At 66.0% G+C, this 17991-nt stretch carries 15 protein-coding genes and 1 tRNA gene; 9 read left to right on the plus strand and 7 right to left on the minus strand.

Going from position 1 to position 17991, the window contains the following annotated elements:
* Window positions 1-5: 5 nt before the first annotated feature.
* The 7 genes from IPK69_02770 to IPK69_02800 all read left to right on the plus strand — a co-directional run bounded on the left by IPK69_02770 (window position 6) and on the right by IPK69_02800 (window position 8601).
* Window positions 6-2426 (plus strand): chemotaxis protein CheA, encoded by a 2421-nt coding sequence (locus IPK69_02770; protein QQS09562.1) that lies wholly within the window; start codon window positions 6-8, stop codon window positions 2424-2426.
* 17 nt (window positions 2427-2443) lie between these two features.
* Window positions 2444-2944 carry a chemotaxis protein CheX gene (locus IPK69_02775; GenBank protein QQS09563.1) on the plus strand — a complete coding sequence of 167 codons (501 nt, stop codon included), beginning with the start codon at window positions 2444-2446 and terminating at the stop codon, window positions 2942-2944.
* Between the two features lie 38 nt (window positions 2945-2982).
* Complete coding sequence (locus IPK69_02780) at window positions 2983-3360, plus strand: response regulator (GenBank protein QQS09564.1); 378 nt, start codon at window positions 2983-2985, stop codon at window positions 3358-3360.
* Between the two features lie 87 nt (window positions 3361-3447).
* Entirely contained in the window at window positions 3448-4758 is a 1311-nt protein-coding gene (locus IPK69_02785; protein ID QQS09565.1) for a hypothetical protein, read from the plus strand.
* A gap of 264 nt (window positions 4759-5022) precedes the next feature.
* Window positions 5023-6957, plus strand: a complete 1935-nt coding sequence (locus IPK69_02790) for a hypothetical protein (GenBank protein QQS09566.1) — start codon at window positions 5023-5025, stop codon at window positions 6955-6957.
* Window positions 6958-7090: 133 nt separating this feature from the next.
* Complete coding sequence (locus IPK69_02795) at window positions 7091-8077, plus strand: hypothetical protein (protein ID QQS09567.1); 987 nt, start codon at window positions 7091-7093, stop codon at window positions 8075-8077.
* Between the two features lie 170 nt (window positions 8078-8247).
* Window positions 8248-8601, plus strand: coding sequence for a hypothetical protein (locus tag IPK69_02800; GenBank protein QQS09568.1), 354 nt, complete (start codon window positions 8248-8250; stop codon window positions 8599-8601).
* 404 nt (window positions 8602-9005) lie between these two features.
* Here IPK69_02800 and IPK69_02805 read toward each other — a convergent pair whose 3' ends face one another.
* The 5 genes from IPK69_02805 to upp all read right to left on the minus strand — a co-directional run bounded on the left by IPK69_02805 (window position 9006) and on the right by upp (window position 14472).
* A complete protein-coding gene (locus IPK69_02805; GenBank protein ID QQS09569.1) occupies window positions 9006-9731 on the minus strand; it encodes a DUF4304 domain-containing protein in 726 nt (241 codons plus the stop codon).
* 176 nt (window positions 9732-9907) lie between these two features.
* A complete protein-coding gene (gene tadA, locus IPK69_02810; protein ID QQS09570.1) occupies window positions 9908-11575 on the minus strand; it encodes a Flp pilus assembly complex ATPase component TadA in 1668 nt (555 codons plus the stop codon).
* Between the two features lie 313 nt (window positions 11576-11888).
* A tRNA-Val gene (locus IPK69_02815) sits at window positions 11889-11962 on the minus strand.
* Between the two features lie 91 nt (window positions 11963-12053).
* The gene (locus tag IPK69_02820; protein ID QQS09571.1) at window positions 12054-12785 is read right to left on the minus strand and encodes a hypothetical protein; all 732 of its coding nucleotides are present in this window, start codon (window positions 12783-12785) and stop codon (window positions 12054-12056) included.
* Between the two features lie 985 nt (window positions 12786-13770).
* Window positions 13771-14472 carry a uracil phosphoribosyltransferase gene (gene upp / locus IPK69_02825; protein QQS09572.1) on the minus strand — a complete coding sequence of 234 codons (702 nt, stop codon included), beginning with the start codon at window positions 14470-14472 and terminating at the stop codon, window positions 13771-13773.
* 139 nt (window positions 14473-14611) lie between these two features.
* Between upp and IPK69_02830 the strand changes: the two genes are divergently transcribed.
* Window positions 14612-15319: an OmpH family outer membrane protein gene (locus IPK69_02830; protein QQS09573.1), complete on the plus strand. Its 708-nt coding sequence runs from the start codon at window positions 14612-14614 to the stop codon at window positions 15317-15319.
* 11 nt (window positions 15320-15330) lie between these two features.
* Here the strand turns inward: IPK69_02830 and IPK69_02835 are convergent, their stop codons facing one another.
* Complete coding sequence (locus tag IPK69_02835; GenBank protein QQS09574.1) at window positions 15331-16110, minus strand: heavy-metal-associated domain-containing protein; 780 nt, start codon at window positions 16108-16110, stop codon at window positions 15331-15333.
* A 12-nt stretch (window positions 16111-16122) separates the two neighbouring features.
* Complete coding sequence (gene sucC / locus IPK69_02840; GenBank protein ID QQS09575.1) at window positions 16123-17379, minus strand: ADP-forming succinate--CoA ligase subunit beta; 1257 nt, start codon at window positions 17377-17379, stop codon at window positions 16123-16125.
* Between the two features lie 84 nt (window positions 17380-17463).
* On the opposite strand from sucC, the gene rsfS reads away from it, so the two are divergent.
* On the plus strand, window positions 17464-17988 hold the full coding sequence (gene rsfS, locus IPK69_02845; protein ID QQS09576.1) for a ribosome silencing factor: 525 nt from the start codon (window positions 17464-17466) through the stop codon (window positions 17986-17988).
* Window positions 17989-17991: the final 3 nt, after the last annotated feature.

Below are 17991 nucleotides of genomic sequence, written 5' to 3' on the forward strand. Positions count from 1 at the left end.
GACTCGTGTCCACCAACGGCTTTGATCCCGAGATTCTGCAGGACTTCCTCACCGAATCGGGCGAGTTGCTCGAGCAACTCGAGTCCGACCTCGTGGAACTGGAGGACCACGCGCAGGACACCGACCTCCTCAACAAGGTCTTCCGCGCGCTGCACACGATCAAGGGGAGTGCATCGTTCCTGGCGCTGACGAACCTGGTCACGATCGCCCACGCCGCCGAGAGCGCGCTCAACGCCGCTCGCAACGGGACCGTCATTGTTGATCGCCCCGTCATGGATCGGCTACTGCAGGCCGTCGACCTCATCAAACGCCAGATGGGTCAGATCCAGCGCGGACAACAGACCCTCGAGATCCCGCCCGCCAAACTCGTCGCCGACCTCGCTGGGATCGGCGAGGGTAAGCCGATCTCGGCGTCGAAGCCGACGACCGCAAAGTCAACCACAGCCGCCAAATCCATGACAGGCGTGAAGTCCACGTCGAGCGCCAAGGTAGGGATCACGAAGGCCACATCAAAGTCCGCGACGAAGACCGCTTCGAAGGCGCCCTCAAAGGCAGCCCTCAAGCAAAGGAAGTCGAGATCGTCCAAGGCCGGCACAACGGACGAAGTCGCGGTCGCGACGATTGAACTCACCTCCCCCACCACCGGTGAAAGCACTCGCGATGTTTCCGGCATCACATCGGAGCTCCCGGCCGACCTTTCCTGGTCCGTCTCGCCTTTGGAGTTGGACTCGGGAAAGGCGGACCTCTTGGAGTATCTCGTTGCGGACATCGAGGAAACGCTCACGAAACTCGACACGCTCGTGAGCGAGTTGGGGGCAAGAAGCAAGGCCGACGAGTGCGGCGAGCACCTTGGAGAGTTGGCGCTGGGCCTGGCCAAGGCCGTCGATTTCTTCAACTTCGAGTCGATGCAACACGTCGCGTACCAGTTGAACGAACTGGGGCGGACGATGGCAACCACGCACGAAGTCGAGGAGAACACGCCTCGCGCGAGGCTGATGTCGGAGATCCTCCGTCATCAGTGCCGTGGCCTGAAGGACAAGGAGATGCGTGTGTGCGACCCGGCGTCGTATGCAAACGCAGGAATCGAGACGATCGATGAGATCGCAGACGAGTCGGTGACGGGCCCGATCGATGAGTCGGCCTCGACCCCAGAGGCCGCGAGTGTGGCCCCAACGGCGGCCCGTTCCGATGAGGAACGAAAGATCGTGATTCAGGAGAGCACGATCCGCGTCGAGGTCGGGCGGCTCGAGTCCCTGATGAATCTCGTGGGCGAGTTGGTGCTGCAGAAAAATCGCCTATCGTCGCTCTCGCGCCGCCTCGCTGGCGAGACCCTGCAGGACGCGGAACTTGCCGAGTCGATCTCGCTGGCGTCGGGGAACCTCGATCGTGTGACGGGCGACATCCAGATGGCGGTGATGCGCACGCGCATGCAGCCGCTCGACAAACTCTTTGGAAAATATCCACGGCTTATCCGCGACCTCGCGTCGAAGACCGGAAAGAAGATGCGCCTGGTGATCGAGGGCGGCGAGACCGAGGTGGACAAGTCCGTCATCGAAGAACTCGGCGATCCCCTGATCCACTTGCTTCGCAACTCGGCCGACCACGGGATCGAGATGCCGCTGGATCGTGTGAAGGCTGGCAAGAGCGATGAAGGCACGATCACCATCCGCGCCTCGCACGAGGGCGGGCACGTACGCCTTCAGATCCTCGACGACGGGCGCGGGCTTCACCGTGATCGAATCGGCAAGAAGGCCATCGAGCGAGGGCTGTGCACCGAGGCGGAACTCGCCTCGCTCCCAGACCGCGAGGTGTACAAGTTCATCTTTGGCGCGGGATTTTCCACGGCCGAGCAGGTCAGCGACCTCTCGGGGCGCGGCGTGGGGATGGACGTCGTCCGGACCAACATCGAGAAAATCAAGGGGTCGATCGACCTGGCAAGCGAGCCTGGACAGGGGACGACGCTCACGATCACGATCCCGCTGACGGTGGCGATCATGCCCGCCATGATGGTTGCTGTCTCGAACGAGATCTACGCGGTGCCGCTGGGCAACATCCTGGAGATCGTGAAGCCCGAGGCGTCGTCAATCTCGAGCATCGGGGAACACCCAGTGATCAGGATGCGGGACGGGGTGCTGCCGCTGCTGAGCGCGGTGGACGCGTTCAACGTGCCGATGGAAGCGGACGGGAGCCGTCCGAAAACGCCGTTCGTCGTGGTGCTCGCGCTCAACGATCGCCGGATCGGCCTGACGGTGTCGCGATTGATCGGTCAGCAGGAGATTGTGGTCAAGCCGCTGGATTCGGTGGTCGATCACAAGGGAGGCCCCGTCTCCGGCGCGACGGTTCGCGACGACGGCGGGGTCAGCCTGATCGTGGACGTGACGCAACTGATGGCGATGTCGCAGTCGCTCGCGGTCCGTGCCGCCTGAGTCGTGGAGAAGTATCAATGGATCCGACGGTCATTAAACCATTCATCGCGAGTATCCAGAACGTCTTCTCGACCATGATGCAGTTGCAGGTCAGCATCGGCGAGCCGCGCATCAAATCGTCCAACACGGGCGAGCACGACGTGTCGGGCATCATCGGGTTGTCCGGTGATGTCGTCGGGTCGGTGGTCCTGAGTTTCCCGACGGAGACGGCGACGAATGTCGTGGCGCTCTTCTGCGGGATGAAAGTCGATCCGACATCCCCCGACTTTGCAGACGCAATCGGCGAACTGGGGAATATGGTCTCGGGAGGCGCCAAGGCCATGTTCCATGGTCGCAAGGCGTCGATCTCCTGCCCCAGCGTGGTCCTGGGCAAAAACCACGTCATCGCGCGACCCAGCGGCGTGCCCTGCATCGTGATCCCCTGCATGACCGATTGCGGCGACTTCGTGATCGAGGTCGCGATCAAGAACAACGACAGCACCGTGGCTGAATCAAAGACCGCCACCGCGAAGGCCTGAGACGACTCACACCCCTTGAATCCCACACGAGACGCGACATGAAAATCCTCCTGGTCGATGACAGCAAGACGATGCGGAATATCCAGAAGTCAGTGCTCTCCCAACTCGGACACACCGAGGTGATCGAGGCGTGCGACGGCGTGGACGCGCTCTCGAAAGTGCAGGGGTTCAAGCCCGAGCTGCTCCTCGTGGACTGGAACATGCCCAACATGGACGGGCTGACGTTCGTGAAGACGTATCGCGCCAAGATCTCCAAGTCCACGCCGATCATCATGGTGACGACCGAGGCCGAGAAGGCCCGCGTCATCGAGGCGATCAAGGCCGGCGTGAACAACTACGTCGTCAAGCCCTTCACCCCGGACCTGCTCAGCCAGCGGATCAACGAGACGATGGCGAAGGCATCGGCGGCGGCGTAACACCGGGCGGGATGCGGCTGTGTCACAAGCAGGTTTCTGGCGACCGGGAGGGGTGGATTCCCTTCTCCGGCTTGCCACAATTCATGGATGAAACCACTCACCTGGCTGTGGACGCTGGCGGGCGGGCTTGGCGCCGCGGGAACATTGACCGCGCCGGCATCGCCTCGCTCTGAATCGCCCGTACCTCCCACGACCGCCGCACCGGGCTCACCGGAAAAGACCACACCCGCCGATCTCAGCCCCACCGACGAGCCTGTCCGGGTGCAGTTGGTGCTCAGTGATGGACGCCTGGTCGAGGGGCGATTGATCGGACAGGACGATCGCTCGGTGACCGTCGAGGTGAACGGGATCGCCACGCCGTTCCAGCGCGGGTTGGTCGATCGACTGCGGACGCTCCCGAGCGTGTCGTCGGAGTACGCGAGGTTGAAGGCGGCGATCGACCCGCGTGACATCGAGGCGCGGCTGCGACTGGCGGAGTGGCTGCGGGCGAACGAGCGGTATGACCTCGCGCTCGTGGAGATCAGCGAGGCGATGAGGATCGACCCGCTGCATCCCGAGGCGCTGGAAATGAAGACGCTGGTCGAGCAGCAGAAAATGCTGGCCGACGCGACCAAGGCCCGCGACGACGAACCCGGAACGGACACGTCGAAGCCCCACCGCGTGGTGAGGCGGCCGGAGAAACCGAAGTTTCCGGTGCTCTCGCCAGAACAGGTCAACGTGATGCGGGTGTACGAGGTGGACCTGCGTCGCCCGCCTCGCATGATGATCGATCGCTCGACGGTTGTTGAGTTGATGAAGACCTACTCGAGCAACGAGTTGATCCCGCAGACGCCCGAGGGCCGCGACGCGTTCCTGAGGAAGGACGCGGTGGAGATCCTTGAAGTGATGTTTCGGCTGCGCGCGCGCGAGTTCTATGGCGATGTGCGTGTCATCGAGAACCCTCTTCCGTTCCGCCTCTTCCGCGAGGAGGTGCATCGCGGGTGGTTGATGAACAGTTGCGCCACGTCGCGCTGCCACGGCGGAGAGGACGCGGGGGCGTTGTACCTCAACCGCAACATGGCGAACTCGGACGCGGCGGTGTACACGAACTTTCTGATTCTGGATCGTTTCAAGTCCAGCGACGATCTCCCATTGATCGATTACGTGGAGCCGGCAAACTCGCTGCTGCTCCAGTATGGCTTGCCCCGGGCCCTCGCGAAGCGGAAGCACCCGGAGATCGGGCAGTTGCGTGGTCGTCAGGCGTGGAAGCCGGTCTTTGAATCGGATCGCGACCCCAAGTTCAAGGCTGCGGTGGAATGGATCAACACCCTGTATCGACCGAGACCGAAGTATCCGGTGGAGTACACGCCACCGTTGGCTCGGCCCGAGCACGGGGACGAGGATCGCACGCCGAGATAGGCCGTTCCTTTGTCCGGTTCGCAGAGATCAGATCCCCAACAGGCCCCCAATGGATGGGCATGCTGGCTCGCGTCGGCGGGGGCGATCGGCTAAAGTCTCAACCACACGCCGATGCGGGGCGTATGGGGACAGCGCCGATGGGCGTGCCGAGGGTGTGGACGCGCTTTGTTCGTGTCCAGAGCCGACTGGCTTTGTCCCCACCGCCGCCAAAGTTGGCCCAACCTTGATGGGATCACCATGACTCGACGCCTGAGTGGAACGACCATGACAACCGGCCTGTTGACGGCGGCCTCGCTGCTGCTGGTGGCGGGCGGGTGCAAGAAGGAAGACGCGAACGCGCGGACGTTCGAGGACTCGGCGCGAAACGTTCACGCGGCGGCGTCGGCAGGCCCGGCAAGCGCAGACCACAGCGCGATGGTCTATAAGAAAGCCATCACCGATCTCGCCCCGATCGTGGCGGAAGGCGGCGGGACGGGCGCCGCTGCGGCGTCGCTCGCGGCACAGTCGGGGCTGGGCGTCGCCGAGCGGGCTGTGGCGAAAGTGCACGAGGCCTCGGCAGAGGTCCGCACGTCGCTGGCGTCGGCGCGGTTGAACCTGAACTCATGGATCACGAGGAGCACGGCGGCGTCGGTGACGGGCGCGTTCGATCCGGCGCCACAGATCGCGGAGTTGGAGCAGAGCCGGGGGGAGATCGAGAATCGCATCCGCACGCTCACCGACGAGAAGCGGAATGTGTCGGGGCAGATCGAGTCACTCCGCCAGCAGGCGCGGGCGAAAACGGACGAGGCGACACGATACTTCGCGCAGGCCGCGGATCTGCAGTCGCACGCGAGCACGATGTCGGCCTCGTCCGGGCTGACGCTCGTCGAGCAGGCGCGGGAAGCCAAGCGGCGCGGGGACGCCGAGGCGATGGCAGCGACGACGCTGAACTCCCAGGCCGACGTGCTCCAGCCCAAGTTGCAGAACGCGACGCTGGAGTTGGACCTGGCGCAGAATCGACTGACCAACCTGAACGACAGCGCCGCGGACCTCGAGGCACAGCGTTCGGCGGCCCAGCGGGCGGCGAGCGAGGCGAGGAACAATGCCGTCCAGTACTCGCAACAGGTTGACTTTTTCGTGGAGGGGGCGAGGAAGGCGATGACCGAGTCGTTCGAGTCGTCGGTCGCGGAGGCGGAGCGGCTGGTGAACTCGGCGATGAAGGACGCGTCGAGCGCGGCCTCGACCCTGCCGTTGCAGGGGAAACTGGTGCAGGCCTCGGGCCGCATGACGCTGGCGGACGTGAAGGCGATGGCGGCGGCGCTCACGAACGACTACGCGAGGCTGCTGGAGGCCGTGGCGGCGGCGGCGCCCGCGGTCCCGAACCAGTCGGAGTATGGAGCGAAGGCGCGCGAGGCGCGGTCACAGGCGGAGGCGGCGTATGCCGCGAGCGTCGAGGCGATCGAGTCGGCGCGGGCGGCCGTGTCGAGCGTCCCGGCGAAAGGTCCGGCGAAGGAGAAACTCGACGCGCTGGCGGCCATGCTGGAACGAAGGGCCTCGGGCGCGGCGGGGAATGCGGCGGATTCCGGCGCGGCGTCCGCGGCGGCGCCCGGCGATCCCTCACCGGCAAACGGAACCGCGGACGACGAGCGGGCGATCCGGGAGGTGCTCTCGCGTCTGAAGTCGCTGGCGGAAGCGGGGAAATCGGCCGAGGTGCTGGCGATGCTGAACGCCAGGACCGACGCCGAGCGGACGCTGCTCGGGAACGTCCGCTCGCTGGTCGAGGCGCAGGGTCGCCTGGACGCGGCGTGCACGTTGAAACTCGGGACTTCGTTCACGGACCTCATGAAGAACGCCGGGCCGGCGGGCGCGATGCTGGGCGCGACGGACTTCACAAAGTCCCTGGCGGAGTTCGACCCCCAGTCGATGTCGATCCTCGTGAACGGGAACGACGCGATGGTGACGGACCCCTCGGACCAGACGACGACGCCGTTCTTCAAGGATGGGGGCGAGTGGAAGATGGGATTGCCCTCGGCCCAGGGGATGGAGGCGATGACCCCGATGCTGGGCGCGCTCGCGACGGCCTTCGGCGACATGGCGAAGGACGTTGAGGACGGAAAACTCACCGACGCCCAGTCCTTGCTCATGGCGCTCGGGCAGAAGATGCAGGGGGTGATGGGCGGCATGGGTGGCATGTCGCCGGGGATGGGCGGCGGGAACTAGGGATCACGGGTCGGCCTCCAAGCGTGCGGCCTGTAGTAGTGTCATGGCTGCAGGCATCACGCTCTTTCGTGTAGCGTGGCAATGTGCACACTCGCCCCACGCGGATCGTGGGGGTACCCAAGGCGAGGGTTTGATGGCGCGAACGGAATCGAGCGGAGAGTCGGCGGGCGCCGGGCCGGTGCTGGCCGAGGCGGTGATGCACCTGCACCTTCCCGCTTCGGCGGCGACGGCGGTGGTCGTCGAGAATCGCCTGTGCACCAAGGGCCCCAAGGCGACGGGGTTCGTGCGGCACGTCGTGCTCGACGTCTCCAACTCGAAACTCCCGGGGAACTTCATCGCGGGCCAGTCGTTCGGCGTCCTCCCGCCCGGCGAGACGACGCTGGGCCAGCCCCACAAGTTGCGCCTCTACTCGATCTCGTCGGCCTCCTTCGGCGAGGGCGGCAACCCCAACCACCTCGCGACGACCGTGAAGCGACTGCTCGACGAGCACCACGAGACCAAAAAACTATTCGTGGGCGTGGCGTCGAACTACTTGTGCGACCTCTCGCCCGGGGACACGGTTCGCGTCACAGGCCCCAGCGGGAAGCGGTTCGTGCTCCCCGCGGACCCGTCGGCCCACGACTATGTGTTCGTCGCGACGGGGACGGGGATCGCGCCGTTCCGCGGGATGCTGCACGAGTTGCTGTCGCACCCGACGCGGCGGGCCCACGGGTCGAAGGTGGCGCTGGTGATGGGCGTGCCGTACGCGCCGGATCTCTTGTACCACGACGAGTTGATGGCCTTGGCGGCGTCGCACCCGGAGTTTCTGTACGTGCCGGTCCTGAGCCGCCAGGCCCAGGTGGACGGGTCGTCGCTCGGGCCGATGTACGTCGACGCGCGCCTGTCGTCGCACCCCGGGCTGCAGGAGATTTTGCGAGCCCCTCGGACGCTGGTATATGTCTGCGGGATCGCGGGGATGGAGTTGGGCGTGCTGCGGTCGTTGGCGACGAGCCTGCCGGATGAGGCGGCGGCGCAATACGTCTTCGTCGACGCCACGGCCGGCTCGCCGGGAACGTGGACGCGGGCGATGGTGCACAAGGCGGTGAAGCCGACGCGTCGGGTGTTCTTGGAGGTGTACTAACGCCTCGGGCGTGTTTCCCTGATCGATTTCAATGACCATTGGGAGATGTCGCCTTGGTCCATGAGTTCCGGCCCAAATTCCGTGTGTATGTCAATGAGACGTGGCCCATTTCGATAGTCCTTGTCTTGATTTGTTGCGTTGCAGGTTACTTCAGGTATGGCTGGTCCAGGATGCCGCTCGTGGTCGTGGTCGCCATAGGTCTGACGCTCCTGCTCGATTGTTTCTATCTGTGGAGGTTCCGCCGGACGGCACCCGTTGTCGCCCAACTCTCCGACGAGGGCATTGGACTTGTGTATCGCACGGGCGAGGAGTGGATCGCGTGGGACGAAGTGACCATGGCGCGTCACGAGTATTCCGGCGGGCTCCGATGGCGCGTTCGTCACGATCACGGCGAGTTTCTCCTCCGGGACGACGGATTCACGACGATCCAATGGGAAAGAATCTGTGCGACCATGCGAAGGCTGCTCGAACAACACGAGGTACCGTTCGTCGAGGGTGCCTTTGCGAAGTTTGCGAGCAGTTGAATCTCACCGGGTGCCACCAGTCGGTCTCACCTGCGGTGGGCGGTTAGGACCGAGGGTGCCCGGCGCGGTGACGTGCGGCACATGTCTCCAAGCCCGCAGGGCTTGAATGAAGTAGCCGGGGGCAACGCCCCGGTCGCGTGGAATGAGTGAACACGACCATCCCATCGGGATGGCACACGATTGTCGCGCGTCACGCCTTGCCCTTTGCGACCATTGCGTTGCTCCTGGTTCGATCCCTGCGGGATCGTGCGTCGTGTCGTGGGGTTGTGTCCGGGGGCGTTGCCCCCGACTACTGGCTTGCACCCCTTCGGGGTGTCTTCCTCACCGCACCGCAGCCGTGGCTCGATACACTTCTTCACGATTGGCGTGCCCTCGTCGAAGTATCTTGCGGCTCGCGATCCTATCTAATACATCGAAGTGCGATATGGCGGTGGCGGCAGCCTTGGCGGAGGCGGCGTCACTGGGTCGTCTTCACCGTATCGCGCGCCACGTGACTGGAGATACTCGTAGAACTCCGATTGCAGCCGTTTCGCGCGTTCCTCGTTCGACTCCCACCGCGGCGGTGCCTCGTCGCCGAGTTTCGCACGGCAGTTCCGATCCACCATCCACGGCTGCAAGTGCGTCAAGCGTACAAGATCGTTGCGCGTGCGAATCGCATCGAGCACGGGCACGAACACCTTGTACCAGCGATGCTCAAGCGCACGCCACACCGCGTCGAAATTGTCATCGCCGAGATCGAATCCGTCGCGGTCGTCGGGGTGGAGTTCGCCGGAACGGAAGCGGACATCGCCGTATGACGCTCGGAGTTTGGACGCTTTGGGAATGTGGTACCACGGCTTGGTTCCATCGTCGTCCTCGGAGGCAGGCCGTGCAGGGTCAAAGGGGAGATACGCGCTGAGGTTGATGTAGAACGAGAGCAGGTGATCGCGTTGGACGCTCCACATGCTCTTCTGAAAGTTGACGACCTGCCAGACTTCGCCGCAGTCACGGGTGTAGTTCTGACCGGATCCCTTGAACCCATGAGCCCGCAGGATCGCCGCCGATCGCTTCAGGAGTTCCTTGAACGCCACGTCCGGGTGATTGATCTCACCGGGTCGAAAGTCTGCGGCTGGGTCGGGACTGGTAGGCATCCGTGGGACCGATGTTGGAATGGTAACCACGATGCGTTTCGGTCGGATGCGTCCCTCGGCCACACCTCACACTTCGTCGCGTGTTCGATCCCTGCGGGATCGTGCGGCGTGTCGTGGGGTTGTGTCCGGGGGCGTTGCCCCCGGCTACTGCCTTGCACCCCTGCGGGGTGCGTACTTCACCGCGCCGCCGCCGTCACGCGGTCGACCTCTTCGAGGCTTGACGTGCCCTCGGCCACGAGCCTCCACCCCGACTGCACCAGCGTCGTGAAGAGGCCGGTCTCGATGGTCTTCTTCATCGCCGCGATCGAGGGCGTGGAGAGGACGATGTCGCGGAGTTCGTCGGTGAAGTCGAGCAACTCGAAGAGCGCCCGCCTTCCGACATAGCCCGTGCGGAGGCATCGCAGGCATCCCGTGGGGACGAAAACCTCGGTTTTCCCCTGCAAATACCGGCCCATCCGCGTCGCCTGCCCCGGCGTCACCGGGATCAGCCGCTTGCAGTTGTCGCACAGCACGCGCACCAGCCGCTGCGCCAGCACGAGATCCAACGCGTTGGCGACGAGATACGGCTCCACGCGCAGGTCCAGCAGCCGGAAAACCGCCGAGATCGAGTCCTTCGCGTGGATCGTGCTGAAGACGACGTGCCCGGTCATCGCGGCCTGCATCGCCGTGCGGGCCGTCTCCTCGTCGCGGATCTCGCCGACGAGGATCACGTCGGGGTCCTGACGCAGGACCGATCGCAGGAGGCTCCCGAAGGTGTTGCCGCGATTCTCGTCGATGGGGATCTGCGTCACGCCATCGAGTTGGTACTCGACGGGGTCCTCGATGGTGACGACGTTGCGTGCCGTGCGGTCGATGACGCGGAGGCAGTTGTAGAGCGTCGTGGTCTTGCCGCTCCCCGTCGGCCCGCACACGAGCAAGAGCCCCGCGTCCTGCTCGCACGTCCTCTTGATGCGATCGACCATGTACGACTGCATCCCGATCTCGGCGATGGACTGCGGGACGCCGCGCTCGTCGAGGACGCGCACCACGAGTTTCTGTCCGTGCACGCTGGGCGTGAACGAGACGCGATACTCCACGCGCCGGTCGGGGAAGACGGCGGAGAAGTGCCCCTCCTGCACGGCGTCGCGCCCCACGATGGGCATGTTGCACGCGTTCTTGATGAGCCCGTATGACAACTCGCCCACGCGCTTGGGGACGTCCTGGATCGGGACCATGTCCCCATCGACGCGCATGCGGATGTGGTACAGGTCGTGCCTGGGCTCGACGTGGATGTCGGTCGCGCGACCCTTCGACGCGAGTTGCAGGAGCAGCCGCACCGCGTTCGGGCCGTCGGCCTTCCCCGCGAGGACGTCCGTCGGGCGCCCGGCGCTGTCGATGACGCTGACCTCCTCCGTGGGCATCCCCTTGGGCGGGACGTTCTCGACGAGCGCGCCCAGATCCAGCAGCCAGTTCACGCCGCTGAGCGACGCCGAGAGTTCCTCCGCCTCGGGGAGGGCGTCGTCGACGTGGAACGACATCGAGGGGAGATCGGTCGAGAGGCTTTCGACGCCGGGAAGCGGACGCTCGCGCTCGAAGATCCACTCGTGCTTCCCGACGCGGAGGACGTCGCCGGGCCTGAGGATGGCCCGCTGGATCTTCACCTCGTTGACGCGCGTGCCGTTGCGCGAGCCGAGATCCTCGACGATCCACCCTTCCGACGACGGGCTGACCGTGCAGTGCTGTCGGCTGGCGACCTCGTCGAGGAGCGGGATCGTGTTGTCCGTGCCGCGCCCGATGCTGACGCTCGACACGAGGTCGATCGGCTTGGTCTGCCCGCGGATGGGAGTGAGTTTGAACTCGGCCACGGGGGGGGGTCCTTGTGGTGGGATGGGGCTCGACTCGAGCGAAGGTTGGGATCAACGTGGAGTGTACGGGGAGGACGCGGGGGGGTTGCGGGGGGGCGGGGGGGCGGGGGGGTGACGAGGTGAGCAGGTGAGCAGGTGACGAAGATCGCAGACCGGCGATTGGTGCCGAGCACACAGCGGTGCCCGACACCCGAATCACGAATGCCGAACCACGATTCACGAATGCCGAATGCCGATGGCCCCCGTCCGCCCAGCCCACAGCGGCCGCCTCTCTCGAGGCGGGTTCGGACTTCTCTCACGTCATCACTGGGAATGGGCGCAACAGGGCTCGAACCTGTGACCTCGGCTATGTGACAGCCGCGCTCTAGCCAACTGAGCTATGCGCCCTATGGGAAGCGACTATAGCCCGAATGGCTCGGAGGTCATGGACTCCCCCCCCACCCTCCCCCACCCTCCCCCACCACTCCCCCCACCACCCTCACGCCACCGCGAGCACCTGATACGCCCCCCCACCCCGCTGGCCGTCGCCGGCGGGGAACAGACCGTGGCCGTCCACCGTCGATCCGAGATTCACCGCCAGCACGCTCGACTCTGGCCCCTGCTCTCCGCCCGTGCGGGCCGTCACGCGATACTGCGCGACGCGCGTCCCCTGCGGCACGGTCGCGTCGGTGTACGACCTGCCCCCACGATTCCCGCCCAGGCCGAGGATGTCCCACTCGCTCCAGCCGAGTTCACCCTGCACGCGGCGCTCGACGATCCACGTCACGCTCCGCACGCCGCGCGGCTGGCGTGACTTCCAGGAAATCGTGATCGCGCCGGTCGCGGCGTGGAGGCGGGCCGAGAGCGAGTGCGCGGCGTTGGGCGCGCCCGCGCTGCGGCGGGCCGGGAGTCGCCCGGGGATCTGCGCGGTGGTGAGAATCTCGCCGTCGCCGGTGAGCGTCGCGTGGGCGCGGATCATGAAGATCGTCGCGCCGAGGATGTCGGCGAGGTCCTGCCGCGCCGACTCCATGGCGTTGGTCGCGGCGCGATAGGTCTCCATCGCGGCGTACTGCTCGTTGCGCTTGGCGATGAGTTCCGCCGTCGCGTCGGCGACGCGGGCGGCCTGCTCGGGGCTGAGCCCGATCGCGCCGGCATGCTGTGTGAACGTCTCGCTGTGGACCTTCGCGAAGGAGATGAGACCGTTGATCGTCTTGGGGAGGGTTCGTGCCATGGTAGAAGGAAGGATCGGCCGCCCAACCCGGCATCTTTATCGGAAGGACCGAGAAATCAGTTGTCCCGGGCCCACGAACGCCCAATCCATCAATCCCGTCACTCCGCCGCGTCCTGTGCACCATACATAAGGCTTCGGTGCCGCAGCATCCGGCCAATCCTGCGCGTCAATCCGTCCCTGCGACGCCCCACGCGGGCTTTCAAACGCTTCGAACTGGTCCTCAAGCGCTCCGAACTGGCCCTCAATCGCTCCGCTCGGTTGGCCGAGCGCTCCGCTCCATCGACCGAGCGCTCCGCTCGGTCGACCGAGCGCTCCGCTCCAGGTCTGCGGCGCTCCGAAACATTGCCCGAGCGCTCCGCTCCGTGCGCCCGCCCGCCGACGGACAACCGCCGGACCCGATCGTCCAACCGCCCGCCCGCGCGCGGCGGCTGCCCGACGCGACCGGACACGCGCCGTGCCACATCCGGCCGCCGCCGGAATCACCCACACCTCCGCCCGCCAAACCCCACCCGCCGCCAACCCACGGGCGAGCGCAGGAAAAATGGCGTCCCATCCCCCGGTGGCACCGCTCTCTTTTAGCGTGTTGTCTGTCTATCCCCCGGTGGCACCGCTCTCCAGAGCGGTGTCCTTTGCGCGACGATCCGCCATAGCGCCCGCTCGAGTGGTCATGACGACCGGCCAACGGTGCGCGTCCTCGGCTGGACGGAGCGTTCGTCTGAGTCGGGCGGCTCCATCACCGCTCTGGAGAGCGGTGCCACCAAAGGCACGGCGCGCGATCGTGACGCGGAAACATGGGGTCACCCGTCTCACCGATATGGGCCTCTCTCGCCCCAACGGGGCGACGGGCTGTAGCCACGGGTGGAGCGAGGCCGCTCTGGGCCCTCGCGGAACCCGTGGACGCCCCCCACCCCCCTCCCACCCCCCTCCCACCCCCCCCGGCCGAAGGCCGGAGTGCCTCACCGCCCCTTTCCGAAGGAAATGGCCGCTAGGTGGTTCCGTACATCCGGTCGCCCGCGTCGCCCAGGCCCGGGATGATGAAGCCGCGGGCGTTGAGTTCGCGGTCCAGGGCGGCGGCGTACACCACGACGTCCGGGTGGTCATCGAGCAGGCGCTTCACGCCCTCGCGCGCCGCGACGAGGCACAGCAGGCGCAGGTCGCTCGCGCCGGCCTCCTTCAGCATCGCGATCGCGGCGCTCGCGCTCCCGCCGGTGGCGAGCATGGGATCGACGAGGACGACGGGGCCGTCGCCGAGGGCGCGCGGGAGTTTGCGCAAGTAGGTCTTGGGGCGGAGGGTCTCTTCATCGCGCGCGAGGCCGAGGTGCCCCACGCGGGCCTCGGGCATGACGCCGAGGACGCCCTCGGCCATGCCAAGCCCCGAGCGCAGGACGGGGACGACGGTGATGGTGCCTTTCAAGACCTTGCCGACGGTCGGCTCCATCGGCGTCTGCACGGTGATGTCCTGTGTCGGGAAGTTTCGCGTCGCCTCGAAGACCATGAGGCCGGCGATCTCGGCGAGCAGGGCGCGGAAGGACTGGTAGCCGGTGCGCTCGTCGCGGATCTGCGTGAGTTTGTGCTGGATGAGCGGGTGATCGAAGAGGCGGAGATTGGGAAGGCCGGCGATGGTGCGCGTGTCTGGGGGGGCGGGGGCGGGGGAAGAGGATTGTGGGGGGTAAGTCGTGTCCGACATAGCCGAGCGTAGGCCGAACGTTGCGTGTGATGTCCGCGAGCGTGTGTTCCTCGTGTGGTTGGATTCGAGCCACTACGATCGGGCCGCGAACTGGGTTTTCCTCGTGTGTTTCCCGCTTTCCACCATCGAAAGGACCGCCATGGCTTCTCGTCACTGTGCTCGCACGCTCGTTCTTGCCGCCGCCGGTGTTGGCGTGGGGCTTGGTGGACTTCTGGTGGGGGCGTCGATGCTGGGGCTGGCGCCGAGGGCCACGATCACGGCCCAGGCCGAGTCGTCCATGGCCGTCGTGGACACGCTGGCCGTCGTCGAGGCGATCGTCCTGAGCACGCCCTACCAGACCGCGCGCGACGCGCGGAGCAAGGCCGCGGGCGATGTCATCACGGCGCTGCAGGTCCAGATGCAGGAGATCGAGCAGCGCGCCCAGAACGCCACCCCGCCCATCACGCAGGGTTCCCCCGAGTACGACGCGATGGCCAAGGACTACAACGACAAGCGCACCGCCGCCAACAAGGAGGCCCAGGCCCTCGAGGACTTCCAGACGAACCAGATCAAGGAGGCGTACGCCCTCGCCGTCGGCGCGATCAACACCCTCGCCGAGGATCGCGGGATCGCCTTCGTGATGACCTCGCGCCTCGACACGACGAAGTTCCGCTCGATGGACTCCAACGGCGTGGGGCAGGAGGTCCTGGCGCGGACCGTCGTCCGCTGGCCCAAGGCCCTCGATCTCACCGACGACGTGCTCAAGGCGCTGAGCGTCACGCGGGCGCCCGAGGAGTTGCCCAACGCGGAGCCGGTGTACCCGCCGAACTCGGGTCTTGCGCCTCAACCCGCACCCACCACGCCGTAAGCGGCGGTCGACTATGACAGCACGGGCCACAGAAGCATGGCGGCGGCCATGAGCGCCATGCCCACGTCCTCGACGATGGTGACCGTCGTCATGGGCAGGTTGAGCGCCGTCCCCAGGCACGCGCAGCGGATGCGGCTCCGGTTCAGAACCGCGCGCCCGACGCCGAGCGTCCCCACCACCATCACCACGAGCGTGACCGCGTTGGTGATGGCGAGTTGGAAGCGCGTGAGGTACGCGACGCCGAGGGCCAACTCGAGGAAGGGATAGACGAAGGCGTACCCCCGGCTCCTCGCCGCGATGAGGTCGTACATCCGGTAGGCAAAGACGAACCCGCGGAGGTCGAGGAACTTGAAGAAGGAGAAGACGACGAAGAACCCGGCCATGAAGTCGAGCATGGACTCGTGCCACGACCACGCGAGGCGGCGAAGGCCCACGATCGCGACGACGCCGACGATGAACGAGACGATGAGGAAAAGGGGATAGAGGGACTCGTTGTCCGGCTCGCCGTCGGTGGCGGTTTGAGCGGCCGTGGGTGCCGTGTGAGGCTCGATGACGCCGTACGACCTTCCCTGGTCGCTTGCGGAACGCACGGCGTGACGCAGCGACTCGAGGGAGATCTCACGATCGGAGACGACGGTCGCGTGCGGTCCTGCGGCGTCCGTTGAGGCCGTGCGTGAGACGTGGACATTGGTCACGCCGGGGATCGTCTTGATGGCGGCGGCGACGCGCCCCTCGCACGCGGCACAGTGCATCCCCGTGATCGCGATCGTCACTCGTGCTGGCGTCTGCATACCCCTTTGGATTCACTTCGTGACGGCGGCGCACACTTTTTTCGCCGCGTCCGTCAGGTCGGTCGCCGCCTGCAGCGTGGGGAGTTTCGTGCTCGCGTCCGCGAGGAGTCTGCGCCCTGCCTCGACGTTGGTCCCCTCGAGGCGGACGACGAGCGGGACCTTGAAACCCACACTGCCGTCGGCGTTCTTGTGCTTGGTCGCGGCGTTGACGATCCCCTGCGCGATGACATCGCAGCGCATGATCCCGCCGAAGATGTTGACGAGCACGCCCTGCACCTTGGCGTCCGACAGGATAATGGAGAACGCCTCGGTGACGGCCTCCTCGGTCGCGCCGCCGCCCACGTCGAGGAAGTTAGCGGGCTCGCCGCCGTGCAGTTTGATGATGTCCATGGTCGCCATCGCCAGCCCCGCGCCGTTGACGAGGCAGCCGATGGTGCCGTCGAGGGCGATGTACGTCAGGCCGAACTTCTGGGCGCGGGCCTCGGCCGGGTTTTCCTCCGAGGCGTCGTGGAGTTGGGTGATCTCCTTGTGGCGGAAGAGGGCGTTGTCGTCGAAGTTGAACTTGGCGTCGATGGCGAGGACCATCGGGTCGGCGCCCTTCGACGGGTCCGTCGCGACGACCAGCGGATTGATCTCGGCGAGAGTGCAGTCTTTCTCCACATACAACCTCGCGAGATTCAGCATGATGCCCGCGGCCTGGTTGGCGAGTTTGCCGGTGAGGCCGATGGCAAAGGCTGCCTGGCGCGCCTGGAACGCCTGCAGCCCGAGCACGGGGTGGAGCGGGAACTTGTGGATCGCGCCGGGGTTCTTCTTGGCGACCTCTTCGATCTCAACGCCGCCCTCGCGCGAGGCGATGAGCACGTTGCGTCGCGTCTTGCGGTCGGTGGTGATGGCGAGGTAGAACTCCTCCTTGCCGCCGCCCCCCACTCCGCCCTTCCGATCGGCAATGTCCACGCCCGCCGCGATCAACAGTCGCTTCACGTCGAGACCTTCCGGCGGCGTCTGCGGCGACTTCATCCTCGTCGTCAGCATGAACCGCGCGGCCTTCTCGGCGTCCTCAGCGGTCTTGACGAGTTGCACAAAGCCCGCCTTACCGCGGCCGCCGGCGTGAACCTGGGCCTTCACGACCGCGAGCGGCGTGGGCTGCCCGGCCGTCGCCGCCTTGAACGCGCCCGACGCCTGGTCGATGCTGGTGATCATCTGCCCCGACGGCACAGGAATGCCGAACGACTTCAGGAGGTCCCTCGCCTGATACTCGTGGATTTTCATGCCTCCATTCTACGAAGCGAGAGGGGATGTTTCCGCCCTGAGGCGACGCACACTTCGTGGCCCAACCACCTACAATGCACCCGCATGCCCACTCGACGGACGAAGGACCAGACCGCCGACGCCGAGCCGCGCCAGGCGGAGACATCGGCCCGCGCCGAGGCCACCCAACTCGCGCCCTCGGCGACCGCCCCCATCGTGGCTTCAGACCCCGCCGTCGCCCGGGAGTTTGCGATCGAGGCCGCCCGCATGGTGAAGGACGACAAGTGCGACGACGTCGTGCTCCTCGACGTCCGCGCCCTGAGCCAAGTGACGGATTACATCGTGGTGGCCTCGGGCACCAGCGCCCGCCAGATGAAGTCGATCCTCGAGCACGTCGAGGAACTCGGGCAGAAGTACGGCTATCGCGCCTTCGCTTCCAGCGTGGACGAGAACGCGTCGTGGATCCTCGTCGATTTCATCGACCTGGTCGTCCACCTCTTCGAGCCGAATACCCGGGCCCACTACGACCTGGAGATGCTGTGGGGCGACGCCGACCGAGTCGAATGGGAACGCCCCGACCAGCAGACCCGCGATCGCGCCGGGTTGGGCGCCGACAAGAAATCCCGGTGATAC

This window comes from Phycisphaerales bacterium (genome assembly GCA_016699835.1).
Classification (GTDB): Bacteria; Planctomycetota; Phycisphaerae; order Phycisphaerales; family UBA1924.